Source organism: Paracoccus sp. PAMC 22219 (assembly GCF_000787695.1).
In the GTDB taxonomy this organism is placed as follows: domain Bacteria; phylum Pseudomonadota; class Alphaproteobacteria; order Rhodobacterales; family Rhodobacteraceae; genus Paracoccus.
On sequence record NZ_BBPH01000099.1, the window covers coordinates 20721 to 36290 of the forward strand.

Genomic DNA, 15570 nt, shown 5'->3' on the forward strand with positions numbered 1-15570 from the left:
CTTGACCGTCATCGAGGCAAGCGGCGTCAGCCTGACGTTCCAGACCGCCGACGGGCCGGTCCACGCCCTCAAGGACGTGGACCTGTCCATCGCGCCCGGCGAATTCGTCAGCTTCATCGGGCCGTCGGGCTGCGGCAAGACGACCTTCCTGCGCAGCATCGCCGCGCTGGAGACGCCCACCGGCGGCACCCTGCGCGTCAACGGGATGGAGCCGGACGCCGCCCGTCGGGCGCGCGCCTATGGCTATGTCTTTCAGGCGCCGGGGCTGTATCCGTGGCGGACGATCTCAGGGAACATCTCTCTGCCGCTTGAGATCATGGGGTTTTCCAAGGCCGACCGTGCGGAGCGCATCGCCCGGGTCATGGACCTGGTTCAGCTGTCGGGCTTTGGCGGCAAGTTTCCCTGGCAACTGTCGGGCGGCATGCAGCAGCGTGCCAGCATCGCCCGCGCGCTGGCCTTTGACGCCGACATCCTGCTGATGGACGAGCCCTTTGGCGCCTTGGACGAGATCGTGCGCGACCGATTGAAGGAGGCGCTGCTGGCCCTGTGGCGCAAGACCGGCAAGACCATCGGGTTCGTCACCCATTCCATCCCCGAGGCGGTGTACCTGTCGACCAAGATCGTCGTCATGTCGCCGCGTCCGGGCCGCATCACGCGCATCATCGACAGCACCCTGCCCCCGGATCGCCCGCTGGACATCCGCGACACGCCCGAATTCATCGCGCTGGCCCATGAGGTCCGCGAAGGGCTGCGCGACGGTCACGGCCATGACTAAGGGTCGGCTTGTCCCCGTACTGACGGTGCTGATGGTCATCGTGGCCGTCTGGTACCTGGCCGCGATCCGCATGAATGCCCAATGGGAGCGTGACCAGGCCGCACGGGCCGAGGTCACGCTGACCCTGCCCGACCTCGTCGCGCGCACCCTGGTCCAGGAACGCCCCGTGCTGCCCGCGCCCCATCAGGTCGCCGTCGGCCTGTGGGAGGGGCTGGCCGGACAGGCCATCACCTCGCGCCGCAGCCTGGTCTGGCATGCCTGGGTCACGTTGTCGGCGACGCTGGCGGGCTTTGCCATCGGCACCGGCGCGGGCATCCTGCTGGCGGTCGGCATCGTCCACAGCCGCAGCATGGACCAGTCGGTGATGCCCTGGGCCGTGGCCAGCCAGACCGTGCCGATCCTGGCCATCGCGCCGATGGTGATCGTGGTCCTGTCCAGCATGGGTATCACCGGCCTGCTGCCCAAGGCGATCATCGCCGCGTGGCTGTCGTTCTTTCCGGTGCTGGTCGGCATGGTCAAGGGCCTGCGCACCCCCGACGCGATGCAGCTGGACCAGATGCGCAGCTGGAGCGCCAGCGACGCCCAGGTCTTCTGGCGGCTGCGGCTGCCGTCGTCGCTGCCTTACCTGTTCGCAAGCCTCAAGGTCGCGATCGCCGCGGCGCTGGTCGGCACCATCGTGGGCGAACTGCCTGCCGGGGCGACCGCTGGCCTGGGCGCGCGCCTGCTGTCGGGCAGCTATTACGGTCAGACGGTGCAGATCTGGTCGGCGCTGTTCGTCGCAGCCCTGTTGGCCGCAGGCCTTGTGGCCATCGTCGGCTGGCTGGAGCGACGCACCCTTGACCGCATGGGGTTGGCACGATGACCGCGTTGCGCCTTGGCCGGACCTATTCGTTCCTGCAGAACATCCAGCTGGTCGCAGGCGGTCTGATCCTGCTGGTCGCCGCACATTGGCTGGCGCCCACGGCGGCGCCGCTGCTGGCGGTCTGGCTGATCGCCTGGCTGTTCAACGCCTGGCTGGCCGGGTTCGACACCCGCGCCACGCGCGCCATTGTGCCGATCATCTTTGGCGGCACGATCATCGCGCTGTGGGAGATGGCGGTGCGCGCCTATGCGGTGCCCACGGTGATCCTGCCCGCGCCCAGCCAGATCGCGGCCAGTTTTGCGGCCAATACCGGCATCCTGTGGACCGATTTCGTCCAGACGATCCTGAAGGGCGCCGTCACCGGCTGGCTGATGGGCGCCGCGGCGGCGGTGCTGACCGCCATCGCCATCGACCGCAGCCCGTTCCTGCAACGCGGCCTGCTGCCCATCGGGAATTTCGTGGCCGCACTACCCATCGTCGGCATCGCGCCCATCCTGGTGATGTGGTTCGGGTTCGACTGGCATTCCAAGGCCGCCGTGGTCGTGGTCATGGTGTTCTTTCCGATCCTGGTGAACATGGTCGCGGGCCTGCGCGCCACCGATGCGATGCAGCGCGACCTGATGGCCAGCTGGGCCGCCCCCTATGGCGCGGCCCTGTGGAAGCTGCGCCTGCCCGCCGCGATGCCCTTCCTGTTCAACGGGTTGAAGATCACCACCACGCTGGCCCTGATCGGGGCGATCGTTGCCGAATTCTTCGGCAGCCCGACGCGCGGCATGGGGTTTCGCATCTCGACCGCGGTGGGGCGTCTGGACCTGCCGCTGGTCTGGGCGGAAATTGTCGTGGCGGCGCTTGCGGGAACGCTGTTCTATGGACTTGTCGCGCTGATCGAAAAGAAGGTGACGTTCTGGCACCCGTCGCAGCGCAACTAACCGGGGCCAACAGGCCCCACCAACAGGAGAGACGGGAAATGACACGACTGATGACCGGGGCCGCGGCCCTTGCGCTGATGGCCGGTGGCGCACAGGCGGGCGATCTGACGCTGCAGCTGAAATGGGTCACGCAGGCCCAGTTCGCGGGATATTACGTCGCGCTGGAAAAGGGCTTCTACGAGGAAGAGGGCGTCAACCTGACGATCCTGCCGGGCGGTCCCGACATCGCGCCGACCCAGGTCCTGGCGGGCGGCGGCGCGGACGTGATTGTCGAATGGATGCCCGCAGCCCTTGCCGCGCGCGAAAAGGGCCTGCCGATGGTGAACATCGCCCAGCCCTTCAAGGCGTCGGGCATGATGCTGACCTGTCTGACGGAAAGCGGCATCACCGATCCGGCGACCGATTTCGCGGGCAAGACCTTGGGCGTCTGGTTCGCGGGCAACGAATATCCGTTCCTGTCCTGGATGAACACGCTTGGCCTGTCGACCGAGGGCGGCACGGACGGCGTGACGGTGCTGAAGCAGGGCTTCAACGTCGATCCGCTGCTGCAGAAGCAGGCGGCCTGCATCAGCACGATGACCTATAACGAATACTGGCAGGTGATCGACGCCGGCATCGCCGAGGACGACCTGGTGACCTTCAAATATGAGGATCAGGGCGTCGCCACCCTGGAGGACGGCCTGTATGTCCTGGAGGAGACCCTGGAGGACAGCGACAAGGTGACCGACCTGGTGGCCTTTGTCCGCGCCAGCATGCGCGGCTGGCAATACGCGGCCGAGAACCCCGAAGAGGCCGCCCAGATCGTCCTGGACAACGACGAGACCGGCGCCCAGACCCTGGAACACCAGACCCGCATGATGACCGAGATCGCCAAGCTGCTGGAGGGATCGGACGGCACCCTGGCCGAGGCCGATTACCAGCGCACCGTCGACATCCTGCTGTCGGGTGGATCGGACCCGGTGATCCAGGCTGCCCCCGAAGGGGCGTGGGTGTCGACGATCACCGACCGCGCCTTCGACTGACCGACCGGTGGGCCGCCCCACGCGGGCGGCCCCTCTTATTCCGCGGGCTTTACGCCCGCGCGCCGGACCTGCCTGCGGACACGCCGGCGGCCATCCCACGCCAGCAGCGTCGGCGTCAGGACCAGCGTGACGGCCGTCGCCACGACCAGACCGCCCGCGATGCCGGTCGACAGCTGGATCCAGAACTGCCCCGACGGCGCCCCCAGGAACAGATCGCGGCCGGTGAAATCGATGGTCATGCCCAAGACCATCGGCAACAGCCCGATGACCGTCGTGCTTGCCGTCAACAGGACCGGGCGAACCCGTTCGGACGCGGCACGGCGCGCTGCCCGGTCTGGGTCGTCCCCCTCGCCGCGATATTCGTTATAGGCGTCGATCAGCACGATGTTGTTGTTCACCACGACCCCGGCCAGGGCCATGATGCCGATGCCGCTCATGACGATCGAGAAAGCCTCCTGCCGGATCATCAGGCCCAGGAACACCCCCGAGATCGAGAACACGATCGCCGTCAGCACCAGCAGCGCCTGGTAAAAGCTGTTCATCTGGATCAGCAGGATCGTGAACATCAGAAAGATCGCCGCGACGAATGCGCCCATCAGGAAAGTCATCGCCTCCTGCTGGTCCTCGATCTCTCCGCCAAAGGTGACCTCGACATCGTCGGGCAGATCGGCCTGGTCGATGCTGGCCTGGATGCGCGCCAGTTCGGCCTGCAGCGTCGCGCCGGGGGCCAGGTCGGCGGTCAGGGTCTGCGTCTCGCGCGCGGCGATGCGGGTGATGGCGGAGGGCGCGGGCGCCGGGATCATCTGCACCATGTTCGAAATGGGCACCTGCGCGCCCGACGGCCCGGCCACCCGCAGCGACGACAGGTTCTCAAGGTTGCGCTGATCGGACGGATAGCGCAGGGCGATATCGACCTCGTCATCGGCGAAATCGGGCAGGTAGGTGCCCAGGTTCACACCCGTCGTCAGCAGTTGGACCGCCGTGCCGATGGTGTTCATGTCGATGCCGAAGCGTGCCGATTCCTCGCGGTCGACCTGCAGACGAATTTCGGGGTTCGGACGGGGCGTGTCGTTGGCGATGTCCACGAAACGACCCTGCGCCTGCATCATCTGCTCGATCCGGGCCGAGGCCTGTTGCAGCGCCGGGCGGTTGGCGGCCGAGATCTCGATCTGGACGGGGCGCGAGGCGCCAGGGCCGGAGGCCGCGGCCTCGATCTGGATGCCCAGACCCGGCACCTCGGCCGTGGCGGCGCGCAGCTGTTCGATCACCTCGGTCGAGGGGGCGCGGGTGCGCCAGTCAGTGAACTCGACCTGGATCTGGCCGATGACATCACTGGACAGGCTGGATCGGACGCGCTCCTCGACGCTGCCGATGGTGCGGGCATAGACGCGATCGATCCCGTCAAAGCCCAATACGCGCGCCTCGATCAGGCGCACCAGCCGGTCGCTTTCCAGCACCGACAGGTTGCCGTTGGCGGTGATCTGGACCTGCGCGCGTTCGGCGTCGGTTTCGGGAAAGAACTCGACCCCGCGGTTCAGGTGCGAATAGGCATAGATGATCACCAGCACGGACAGGATCGACAGGCCAAGCGTGGCGCCGGGCCGCGCGATGGTCCAGATCGACAGGCGCGCCATCACGCCCGACGTGTCGTCGGCATGCGGTTCGGGCGGCAGCGCCTGCCCCCCGCCCAGAACGCCCCCCGCGACCGGCACGAAGACCAGCGCCATCAGCAGCGACATCAGCAGCGTGGCGATCATCGTGGCGGGCAGATAGAACATGAACTGTCCGGCCAGCCCCGGCCAGAACAGCAGCGGAAAAAACACCGCCAGCGTCGTCGCCGTGGACGAGGTGATGGGCCAGGCCATGCGCTGCGCCGCCATCAGATAGGCCTCGGCCTTGCCGTGCCCCTTGGCGATCAGGCGTTCGCCCATCTCGACCACCACGACGGCGCCGTCGACCAGCATGCCCACCACCAGGATCAGCGCGAACAGCACGATCACGTTCAGCGTGAAGCCAAGCGACCAGATGATCAGGATGCCGCCCAGGAACGACCCGGGAATGGCCACCGCCACCAACAGCGACGCGCGCAGGCCCAGAAACAGCACCGTGACCAGCATCACCAGCACCACGGCGGCGATGACGTTGTTCTGCAGGTCCGACAGCAGGGTGCGCATTTCCTCGGACTGGTCGTTCATGAAGACGACGCCGACCTGTTCGGGCCATTCGGCGCGGGTCTGGGCCACCACGTCGCGCACCGCCTCCACGGTGTCGATGACATTCGCGCCGACGGTCTTGCGCACGTCGATGGCCAGCGCGGGCTGCCCGTCGATGCGGGCAAAGCTGACCGGGTCCTTGAAGGTCTGGCGGACCTCGGCCACGTCCTGGACGCGCAGAACGGTCGCGCCGTCGACCAGCACCGGGATCGACATGATCTCGTCCAGGCGGACCACGGTGCCGGGGATCGACACGCCGATGCGGCCCGCGCCGGTGTCGAACGACCCCGCCGCGATCAGCTGGTTGTTGGCCTGGATCGCCTGCGACAGCTGCCCCGGAGAGATGCCATAGGTTTCCAGCGCCAGCGGATCGATCAGGATCTCCAGCTGGTCCTCGCGCTCTCCGGTCAGGTCGGCCTGCAGGACGCCGCTGACCGTCTCGATCTCGTCGCTCAGCTCGCGGCCAAGGCGGATCAGCTCGCGTTCGGGGACCGGGCCGGACAGCGCGACCGTCAGGATCGGGAACAGCGCCATGTCGATTTCGCGCACGAAGGGACCGTCGGCCTCGGGCGGGATGTCGGGGCTGGCGTCGTCGACGGCGTCCTTGACCGATTGCAGCGCCTCGGCCTGATCGAAGCCGGGGCGGAATTCCAGCGTGACCGAGGCAAAGCCCTCGCTGGCCACGGTCTCCATCCGGCGCAGGCCGTCCAGCGCATTGACCTGCCGCTCGATCGGCTCTGCCAGCAGGGTGGCGGCATCCTCGGCGCTGACACCGCTATAGGTGACGTTCACGATGAAGATCGGGATGTCGACCTCGGGCATCGATTCCTTGGGGATCGTGACATAGGCCATGAAGCCCGCCAGCAGCAGGCCCACCATCACCATCATCACCGTGCGGGCGCGGGAAAAGCCCGCCGCGATGATCCCGTTCATGGCCCGGCCACGCCGTCGGCGGCCTCGGCCGCGCCCAGCAGGGCGGCCGCGTCGGCCACTTCGCCATCGCCCACCACGCCGCGATACGCGTCGGGCGTGTCGCTGATACGGGCCTGCTGTCCGTCGCTGAGCGCGCCCTGCGAGATGGTGACGACCCGCGCGCGGTCGTCCAGACCGGTGACCCAGATCGCCTCGGCACGGGCCTGCACGATATCGACCGGTACGAAACGCAGGGTCCGGTCATCGTCACCCACCACGAACACCCCGATCCGCCCGGCATCGTCCAGCCGGATCAGGGCCGGCGATAACCGGTGCGCCCGCACCCCGTCCATCTCCAGCGAGATCTGCGCGCTGAGGCCCGCGGGCACGGCGTTGTCGGCATTGGGGATCTCGACCTCGACGCGGAAGGTCCGCGTTTCGGCCGTGGCGACCGGCGCGATGAAGCGGACGCGACCCTCGGCCTCGCGCCCGCCCTGAAACACGACCTGCGCGGCCTGGCCAAGCGAGACCGAGGTGATCTCGGACTGGCGGACCTCGATCTGGGCGATCAGGGGGTCGTTGCGCACGATCTCCAGCACCTCGCCACCCGCGTCGACAAAGCTGCCCAGCTCGGCCATGACATTGCTGACGGTGCCGCCGATCGGCGCGGTCAGGCGGGTGTTCTGCAGCTCCAACTGGGCGGCGCGCAGCTCGGCGCGCGCCGATTCCAGCTGTGCAAACCGCGATTGCAGCTCGGCCTCGGATGTCACGCCGCGTTCGCGCAGCTGCCGTGCGGCGTCATAGTCGCGCTCTGCCGATCCCACCGCCGCCTGCGCACGGGCCACCCCCGCCTCGCGGTCGTCGGCGGACAGCAGCGCCAGCTGGTCGCCCTGTTCGGCGACATGGCCCTGACGCACGACCTCCTCGACGATGCCAGCGGTGCGTGCCCGCAGGATCGACGTCTGGTCGGGGACCACATTGCCGAACAGAACCGTGCGCGGCACGATCTCTTCGGCGACGGAGATGCTGGCCGCGACATGGGGAACCGCGACCTCGACCGGGGCGGCCTCTTCGGGAGGTTGGCGGCTCAGCATGCCGCCGCCGATCCAGAAGGCCAGAAAGCCCAGGATCGCCAGAAAAGCCAGCGTCGAAGAGGACAGATACCGCGTCATCACCATTCCATGTCAGGGGCCCTGGACCGGACATGGCACCGGGCGGTCTTGCTGTCCTAGATGGTTTCTCGCGGCGCACAGGTCAACCTTCGTGACCCGGGTCCCCTGCGTCACGGCGTCCGCCCGCCCCGAGACCGTTTTCCGCCCCGGCGCGTTCAATCATGCCGGCCCGACCGTCGAATGGCGCATTGCGCAGATCGAGGGTCACGCTGTCCCGGTGGCGGCCATCCAGCGGTTCCACCTTGCGGACCCCGGCGGCGGTTGGGCCACCCAGATCCTGGTCGTGTCCAAGGTCGGTCAGCCGGATGGCCGATCCCCTGTGTCACCGGGTACGTCTCAGCGAACGAAGGAACCGTGGCGAACCTGCGCGCACGTCGGATCGCAAACCGCGTAACAAGCCGTGACTGGGCGCGTGATGCCCCTCAGGTTGAGCCGACGATTGCCGCTCACGTCCCGCCGCACTGACCGTTTCCGACGAAGTCTGCACAAAATGCGTGACAGGGCATGCCAGTTACGTGTCAACTGAACCGGAATACAACCATGACGGGAGTGACGCAATGTCGGCATCTGGTCCTTACTGGCGTTTCGGGGTGGTGACGGTGGCACTGCTGACGGCCGCCTGCGCGACAGCCCCGACAGGGCCGGCATCGCCGGTCGACATCCAGGCCTCGGCCGCCGGGCCGGCCAGTTGCCCCGGAACGACCGCGGCAGAACAGGCGGCCGGGGTCCGCGCCACCAATGCGGTCAGGCAGCGGTCCGGCCTGTCTCCGGTTCAGGCAAACGACCTGCTGGCACGCGCGGCGGCACAGCACGCCTGCGATATGGCCCAACGCGGTCGCATGACCCATGCCGGCAGCAGGACGTCAGGCCCTGCGCAGCGTGTCAAGGCACTTGGCTATGCACCCACCGTCACCGCAGAGAACATCGCCGCCGGGCCGTTCGGCCTGGAACGCGTGCTGTCGGAATGGAATGCCTCGCCCGGTCACGTGTCGAACATCGTCATCCCCCAGATCAGCAACTTCGGCATCGGACAGGCGCTGGCCCCTGATGGTCGGACGCGCTATTGGGCGGCGGTCTATTCGGCCCCGCGCGGTCGCTAGGGCCACCCAACCCTGACCGGAAAGACAGGTTAGCAAATTGGACAAATAGCCTATATGATGGCTTTATAGTTTCGGAGTCAGTATCATGTTTCGCCTGTCCCTCTGCGCCCTTCTGGCGCTGTCCGCCTGCGCCGCCCAGAAAGACCCCTGTGCCGATCTGTGCATGAGCGCATTCGTCGAGTACGAGCCTGGCTACGAACCCTGATGGACCGCAAACGGCAGTGATGCCGCCGACGTGTCTATCCTTTCCACCGCAAAGGCGTATCATTGTACGTCCGTCGGTCCCCGGCGGCTATTGGAGAGATGATAATGGCCAAGGGCATGGACAAACGCAAACGCGACGAAAAGAAGCCGAAAAAGGAAAAGCCCAAGACAAACGCCTCGGCACCCAGCACCAAGGATGTCGTTTCGGCCGCGGTCGCTGCCAAGAACAAGTGAAGGCTTGGGAATGGTGACGGGTTGGCATTCGTCGTGCGGGGTTAGGCTAGTATAGATGTCCAACCGGATACGGTCCCGCATTTCCTGTCCGCATCTGGAGAATGGCTGCCGTTGACGCGTAGTCCAAAGGCAGCGTCAGCTTTCTGGCGCAATGACGTGATCTTCTTGTTGCAAGCCGGCAGATGAGACGCTTCTGCCCATCAGGACAAAAGCGCAACCTCTTTTAAATCAGCCGCATTTCGAATGGCCACAGCTGGGGCAGGTCATGCAGCCCTCGACCATGCGCATGCCGTACTGGCCGCAGCTGGAGCAGGAGGGGCCGCGCGGGGCTTCGCCCACGGCCATCACCTCGGCCTGCGGGTCGGACTTGAGGCCCAGCCCTTCGCCCGCGAGGAAGCCCGTCTCGATCAGGTGGCGTTCGATCACCCCGCCGATGGCCGCAAGAATCGAGGGGACATAGCGACCCTGCATCCAAGCCCCGCCGCGCGGATCGAACACCGCCTTCAGCTCCTCGACCACGAAGGACACGTCACCCCCGCGGCGGAACACGGCCGAGACCATGCGCGTCAGCGCGACCGTCCAGGCGTAATGCTCCATGTTCTTGGAGTTGATGAATATCTCGAACGGGCGGCGGTGGTTGCCGTGGATGATGTCGTTGATCGTGATGTAGATCGCGTGTTCCGACCCCGGCCATTTCAACTTGTAGGTCGCGCCTTCCAGGGCTGCCGGACGGTCCAGCGGCTCGGTCAGATAGACCACGTCGGCGCCCTTGTCGGCCTCGGGGGCCTTTTCGGTCGTCTCGCTGACGGACAGCACCGACCCGGTCACGTCGTTCGGGCGATAGGTGGTGCAACCCTTGCAGCCCAGATCCCAGGCCGCCATGTAGACGTCCTTGAAATCCTCAAAGCCGATATCCTCGGGGCAGTTGATGGTCTTCGAGATCGAGCTGTCGACCCATTCCTGCGCCGCCGCCTGCATGGCGACGTGATCCTTGGGCGCCAGCGTCTGCGCGTTCACGAAGTAATCGGGCAGCGCGGCGTCGCCTTTCAGGTCCCGCCACATCTGCACGGCGTAATCGACGACCTCCTCCTCGGTGCGCGAGCCGTCCTTCTGCAGAACCTTGCGCTTGTAGGCATAGGCGAAGACCGGCTCGATCCCCGACGATACGTTGCCCGCGTAGAGGCTGATCGTGCCCGTCGGCGCGATCGAGGTCAGCAGCGCGTTGCGGATGCCGTGCTTGGCGATCGCGTCGCGGACGTCGGCGTCCATCTTGGACATGAACCCCGATGCCAGGTATTTCTTGGCGTCGAACAGCGGGAAGGCGCCCTTCTCCTTGGCCAGATCGACGGACGCCAGATAGGCCGACCGTGCGATGGCCTTCATCCAGACGCGGGTCTGCGCGACCGCATCGTCCGCGCCATAGCGCAGGCCCAGCATCAGCAGGGCGTCGGCCAAACCAGTCACGCCCAGACCGATGCGGCGCTTGTTGCGGGCCTCTTGGGCCTGCGCCTCCAGCGGGAATTTCGACGCGTCGACGACGTTGTCCATCATCCGCACGGCGGTGCGGACCAGGTCGTCCAGACCCTCGGGGTCCAGTTCGGCGGCATCGGTGAACGGGTTCGTCACCAGGCGCGCCAGGTTGATCGAGCCCAGCAGGCAGGCGCCATAGGGCGGCAGAGGCTGCTCGCCACAGGGGTTCGTGGCCGCGATCGTCTCGACATAGGACAGGTTGTTGGCCTTGTTGATCCGGTCGATGAAGATGACGCCCGGCTCGGCGAAATCATAGGTCGCCTTCATGATGCGGTTCCACAGGTCCAGCGCCTGGACGGTGCTGTAGACCCGGCCTCGAATTTCAGGTCCCACGGTGCGTCGGCGCGGACGGCGTCCATGAAGTCATCGGTGATCAGCACCGACAGGTTGAACATGCGCAGGCGCGCGCTGTCCTGTTTCGCAACGATGAACTGTTCCACGTCCGGGTGGTCGCAGCGCATGGTCGCCATCATCGCGCCGCGGCGCGACCCTGCCGACATGATCGTGCGGCACATCGCATCCCACACATCCATGAAGGACAGCGGGCCCGACGCATCCGCCGCCACGCCCTTGACCACCGCGCCCCGCGGTCGGATGGTGCTGAAGTCATAGCCGATGCCGCCGCCCTGCTGCATGGTCAGGGCGGCCTCCTTCAGCATGTCGAAGATGCCGCCCATGCTGTCCGGGATGGTGCCCATCACGAAACAGTTGAACAGCGTGACCGACCGGCCCGTGCCGGCACCTGCCAGGATGCGGCCTGCGGGCAGGTACTTGAAGTCCTCCAGCGCGGTATAGAACTTGTCTTCCCACTTGGCCGGGTCGCTTTCCACGCGCGCCAGATCGCGCGCGACGCGACGCCAGCTGTCCTCGACGGACCCGTCGACGGCCTGCCCCTCGGCATCCTTCATCCGGTACTTCATGTCCCAGATCTGTTCGGCGATGGGGGCGGCAAAGCGGGTCATACGCTCATTCCTTGGTGGTTTGTTCAGGGTTGGACACCAGATATAGCGCCACAACGCGGCTGGCAAGGTCTTGACAGCGGTTCGCGCGTCGCTTTCAGACGGGTGTGACCGATCTGCGAAAGTCGGCTTCTATCGCAGAATAGCATGCAGCGGAAAGGGTCTTGCGGTCGTTTCCTGCGACGGGAATCGGCCTGTGCAGCCGCACGGTCACATGCCCGTGGCGTCTTGCCGCAAGAACCGACAGCAGGTGCGGCCCCAGATCCATGTCCGCCCACCAGCCATAGAATCGCGGATCCTGTCCCGGCGGCGCACAATACACCGCACTGACCGGTTGGATCGCCAGATCGGCGGGCAGGTTTTCGGCCAAAAAGCCCTGGAACAGGGTCGGCTTGAACGGCAGCACCCGGCGTCCGTCACTCGACGTGCCTCTGGGAAGAACAGCAGACGATGGCCCGCGCGGATGCGTTCGGCGAATTCCAGCGCCTGCGCGCGGGCCAGCTTTGGGTCGCGCGTGACGAAATGCGTGTCGGTCACGCGGGTCAGGATGTTGATGCCGGGCCAGCGGGCGACCTCGGACTTGCTGACGAAAAAGACCGGCAGGGCGGCGTTCAGGGTCAGGATGTCCAGCCAGCTGGAATGGTTCGCGACCACCGCGCCGGGGCCCCGCAGGGGCAGCCCCTCGCGCCGCCAGACCAGGCCGATGCAGGCCAAAACCAGACGGCAGACGATCTGGACATGCGGGCCGGTCCAGGGGCGGCGGCGGCCGTGGACCAGACGCTCGACCCCGCGCAGCGGCAGGATCAACAGCACGCCCAGCAGCAGCACCAGAACCGCAGGAACGCCGCGACGGATCACCCGCAACCAGTCACGCAGCCCGCGCGGGGGGGCTGGCACCGGCGGTTCGGCATCGCGCCAGGTCGGGCTCATGTCGGCTGCCAGCGGCTTTCGTAGAACTGCTTGTGCTTGGCGGACATCGCCCCCGTGTCCATCAGCAAAAACACGTCGGTCGTGTTGAAGGCACGGTCGATGAACGCCCCCTCGCCCACCAGGCCGCCAAGACGCAGATAGGCCTTGATCAGCGCGGGCATGCCGACCAGCGCCTCGCGCCGGTCCAGGCGGTCAGGGGCGATCAGGTCCATCGTCTGGAACCCGTCGGCCCGCGCCCGCGGGCGCAGTTCCGGCGGGGCCAGGTGATGGTGATGCAGCCAAGACAGCGACGGCGCCAGCAGCGACGGGTCGGTGCCATGAAAGCTGGCCACGCCGAACAGGATTTGGATGCCGTGGTCCAGCACATAATCGGCCAGCGCATTCCACATCAGGAACATCGCCGCCCCGCCCCGATGGTCAGGATCGACGCAGGACCGGCCCAGTTCCAGCAGCGGACGGCCGCTGTCGCGCAGCGGCGACAGGTCGTATTCGCCGTCGCAGTAGAACCTCCCGAAACCGGCCGCCACATCGCTGCGCAGCAGGCGATAGACGCCAACGACGTGATCCAGCGCATCCGCGTCGCGGCGCGTATCGATCAGGCACAGGTGGTCGACGACGGGGTCGAATTCGTCACGCTCCAGCCGGGCATCGTGATCGACCAGCGGGCCGGTGCCGCCCAGTTCCTCGACGAACACGCGATAGCGCAGGCGCTGCGCGGCCATCAGGTCGCGGGGCGTCGTGGCAAGGCGGATCTGGAAGAAGGCGGGGTCGGCGCGGTTCACGATGGCCTCGGTGCTTGGGCTGGGGCCTGTCTAGGAAAGCCGGGCCGGCATTGCAACACGCGCGCACCGCCCGCAGCAAGTTCCGCTTGCATCGCGCAACCTTCAGTTGCATCGTCGCGCAAGCAATATCAGGAGTTTACATGTCGCCCATGCGCAGGATCTGCAACGCCACGCGGCGTCCGTCGATGACCTGCTTGCCGGCTTCGGTAAAGTTCACGGTGATGCGGTCGCCGATGCGGGACTGGACCTGTCCCTCGCCCCATTCGGGCGCGCCGGGGTGACGCACGATCATGCCGGGTTCCAGGATATCGTTCACCGCGAAAGCTCCATTTTCCTACTGTCTGGAAGGTAATCACACATGACGGTCGATACAACGCGGATCGCTGCGGGCGATCTGGCCGCACTGCTGGGATCGCGGCTGTGCCACGATCTGGTGTCCCCCCTGGGGGCCATCGGCAACGGTGTCGAGCTGCTGGAGATGTCGCCCGATTTTCCGGGGCTGGCGCAATCGCCGGAACTGCGCCTGATCGCCGAGGCCGTGGGCGCGGCACGCGTGCGCATCCAGGCCTATCGCATGGCCTTCGGGATGGCGCAGGGCGAACAGCGCATCGGCCGTGCCGAACTGGCGCGGCTGCTGGACGGCATGGTCGACCAGGGCCGCCTGAAGATCACCCTGGACGCCCAGGGCGATTTCGCGCGCCCGCAGATCCGCATGCTGATCCTGGCGGTCATGTGCATGGAAAGCGCGATGCCTTGGGGTGGCCGGCTGATCGTGCTGCGCGATGGTCAGCAGTGGCGCCTGGTCGCGGAATGCGACCGCAGCAAGGTCGACCCCGGCCTGTGGGCGTGGCTGGACGGCCCGCAACCCCGCGCCCTGGCCCCGTCCGAAGTCCATTTCGCCCTTCTGGCCGAGGCGTCGCGCGCCGAGAACCGCCCCCTGCGCCATGAGTTCGACGGCACCGGGGGCGAGATCGCGTTCTAGGCGCGGATCGTCCCGTCGCCCGTGACCAGATACTTGAAGCTGGTCAGCTGTTCCGCCCCCACCGGTCCGCGGGCATGCATCTTGCCCGTGGCGATGCCGATCTCTGCGCCCATGCCGAATTCGCCGCCATCCGCGAACTGGGTCGAGGCGTTACGCATCAGGATCGCGCTGTCCAACCCGGCAAAGAACCGTTCGGCGGTCGCGTCATCCTCGGTCAGGATCGATTCGGTATGCTGGCTGCCGTGGCGGCGGATATGGGTGATGGCACCTTCGACCCCGTCCACCAACTTGGCGGCGATGATCATGTCCAGGAACTCCCGCCCGAAATCGTCGGGGCTGGCCGGGACGGTGCCTGGGATCTGCGCCAGATCACCATCGGCACGCACCTCGACCCCCGCCTCCAGCAGGTCGCGGATCAGGATGTCGCCGTGGCGGTCAAAGAACGCCCGGTCGATCAGCAGGCATTCGGCCGATCCGCAGACGCCCGTGCGCCGCGTCTTGGCGTTCAGCACCACGCGCCGCGCCTTGTCGAGATCGGCGGCGCCGTCGGCATAGACGTGGCAGATCCCCTCCAGATGCGCGAAGACCGGCACGCGGGCCTGCTCCTGCACCAGACCCACCAGCCCCTTGCCGCCGCGCGGGATGATCACGTCGATCAGCCCCTGCGCGCCCAGCATGGCGCTGACCGCGGCGCGGTCGCGCGTGGGCACCATCTGGATGGCGGTCTCCGGCAACCCCGCCGCCCGCAGACCCTCGACCATGCAGGCATGGATCGCGGCGCTGGAATGCAGGCTTTCGGACCCGCCACGCAGAATCACCGCATTGCCGGATTTCAGCGCCAGCGCGCCTGCATCGGCGGTGACATTCGGGCGGCTTTCATAGATGACGCCGATCACGCCGATGGGCGTGCGCACGCGGCGGATATGCAGACCAGTGGGCCGGTCCCATTCCGCAATCACCTGCC

At 66.8% G+C, this 15570-nt stretch carries 14 protein-coding genes and 1 pseudogene; 8 read left to right on the forward strand and 7 right to left on the reverse strand.

Annotated elements, in window-relative coordinates:
* Nucleotide 1: 1 nt before the first annotated feature.
* The 4 genes from TY51_RS11890 to TY51_RS11905 are packed head-to-tail and all read left to right on the forward strand — an operon-like array spanning nucleotide 2 to nucleotide 3588.
* On the forward strand, nucleotides 2-775 hold the full coding sequence (locus TY51_RS11890) for an ABC transporter ATP-binding protein (RefSeq protein WP_042249930.1): 774 nt from the start codon (nucleotides 2-4) through the stop codon (nucleotides 773-775).
* Nucleotides 768-1637, forward strand: a complete 870-nt coding sequence (locus tag TY51_RS11895) for an ABC transporter permease (protein ID WP_042249931.1) — start codon at nucleotides 768-770, stop codon at nucleotides 1635-1637. Before TY51_RS11890 ends, TY51_RS11895 begins: the two co-directional genes overlap by 8 nt.
* On the forward strand, nucleotides 1634-2566 hold the full coding sequence (locus TY51_RS11900) for an ABC transporter permease (RefSeq protein WP_081994948.1): 933 nt from the start codon (nucleotides 1634-1636) through the stop codon (nucleotides 2564-2566). The genes TY51_RS11895 and TY51_RS11900 overlap by 4 nt, the downstream gene beginning before the upstream one ends.
* A gap of 38 nt (nucleotides 2567-2604) precedes the next feature.
* The gene (locus TY51_RS11905; RefSeq protein ID WP_042249933.1) at nucleotides 2605-3588 is read left to right on the forward strand and encodes an ABC transporter substrate-binding protein; all 984 of its coding nucleotides are present in this window, start codon (nucleotides 2605-2607) and stop codon (nucleotides 3586-3588) included.
* 35 nt (nucleotides 3589-3623) lie between these two features.
* On the opposite strand, the gene TY51_RS11910 is transcribed toward TY51_RS11905, so the two are convergent.
* Together TY51_RS11910 and TY51_RS11915 are read right to left on the reverse strand one after the other, a co-directional pair.
* On the reverse strand, nucleotides 3624-6734 hold the full coding sequence (locus TY51_RS11910) for an efflux RND transporter permease subunit (protein WP_042249934.1): 3111 nt from the start codon (nucleotides 6732-6734) through the stop codon (nucleotides 3624-3626).
* Entirely contained in the window at nucleotides 6731-7885 is a 1155-nt protein-coding gene (locus tag TY51_RS11915) for an efflux RND transporter periplasmic adaptor subunit (RefSeq protein ID WP_197054749.1), read from the reverse strand. Before TY51_RS11915 ends, TY51_RS11910 begins: the two co-directional genes overlap by 4 nt.
* Nucleotides 7886-7976: 91 nt before the next feature.
* Here TY51_RS11915 and TY51_RS11920 point away from each other — a divergent pair, with 91 nt between their 5' ends.
* The 3 genes from TY51_RS11920 (at nucleotide 7977) to TY51_RS24035 (ending at nucleotide 9423) form a co-directional block, all read left to right on the forward strand.
* Nucleotides 7977-8279, forward strand: coding sequence for a hypothetical protein (locus TY51_RS11920; protein ID WP_042249935.1), 303 nt, complete (start codon nucleotides 7977-7979; stop codon nucleotides 8277-8279).
* 163 nt (nucleotides 8280-8442) lie between these two features.
* Nucleotides 8443-8985: a CAP domain-containing protein gene (locus TY51_RS11925; RefSeq protein WP_081994950.1), complete on the forward strand. Its 543-nt coding sequence runs from the start codon at nucleotides 8443-8445 to the stop codon at nucleotides 8983-8985.
* A 309-nt stretch (nucleotides 8986-9294) separates the two neighbouring features.
* A complete protein-coding gene (locus TY51_RS24035; protein ID WP_255351409.1) occupies nucleotides 9295-9423 on the forward strand; it encodes a hypothetical protein in 129 nt (42 codons plus the stop codon).
* Nucleotides 9424-9651: 228 nt separating this feature from the next.
* Here TY51_RS24035 and TY51_RS11930 read toward each other — a convergent pair.
* The 4 genes and pseudogenes from TY51_RS11930 to TY51_RS11945 all read right to left on the reverse strand — a co-directional run bounded on the left by TY51_RS11930 (nucleotide 9652) and on the right by TY51_RS11945 (nucleotide 13940).
* A pseudogene (locus TY51_RS11930) lies at nucleotides 9652-11915 on the reverse strand (adenosylcobalamin-dependent ribonucleoside-diphosphate reductase).
* Nucleotides 11916-12122: 207 nt separating this feature from the next.
* On the reverse strand, nucleotides 12123-12842 hold the full coding sequence (locus TY51_RS11935; protein ID WP_307536462.1) for a lysophospholipid acyltransferase family protein: 720 nt from the start codon (nucleotides 12840-12842) through the stop codon (nucleotides 12123-12125).
* Complete coding sequence (locus tag TY51_RS11940) at nucleotides 12839-13564, reverse strand: GNAT family N-acetyltransferase (RefSeq protein WP_042249948.1); 726 nt, start codon at nucleotides 13562-13564, stop codon at nucleotides 12839-12841. The genes TY51_RS11935 and TY51_RS11940 overlap by 4 nt, the downstream gene beginning before the upstream one ends.
* A 196-nt stretch (nucleotides 13565-13760) precedes the next feature.
* A complete protein-coding gene (locus tag TY51_RS11945) occupies nucleotides 13761-13940 on the reverse strand; it encodes a DUF3553 domain-containing protein (RefSeq protein WP_042249936.1) in 180 nt (59 codons plus the stop codon).
* 42 nt (nucleotides 13941-13982) lie between these two features.
* On the opposite strand from TY51_RS11945, the gene TY51_RS11950 reads away from it, so the two are divergent.
* Nucleotides 13983-14606: a histidine phosphotransferase family protein gene (locus TY51_RS11950; protein ID WP_042249937.1), complete on the forward strand. Its 624-nt coding sequence runs from the start codon at nucleotides 13983-13985 to the stop codon at nucleotides 14604-14606.
* Here TY51_RS11950 and TY51_RS11955 read toward each other — a convergent pair.
* A partial coding sequence (locus tag TY51_RS11955) for a glutamate-5-semialdehyde dehydrogenase (protein ID WP_042249949.1) occupies nucleotides 14603-15570 on the reverse strand: 968 nt, incomplete at its 5' end. The genes TY51_RS11950 and TY51_RS11955 overlap by 4 nt on opposite strands.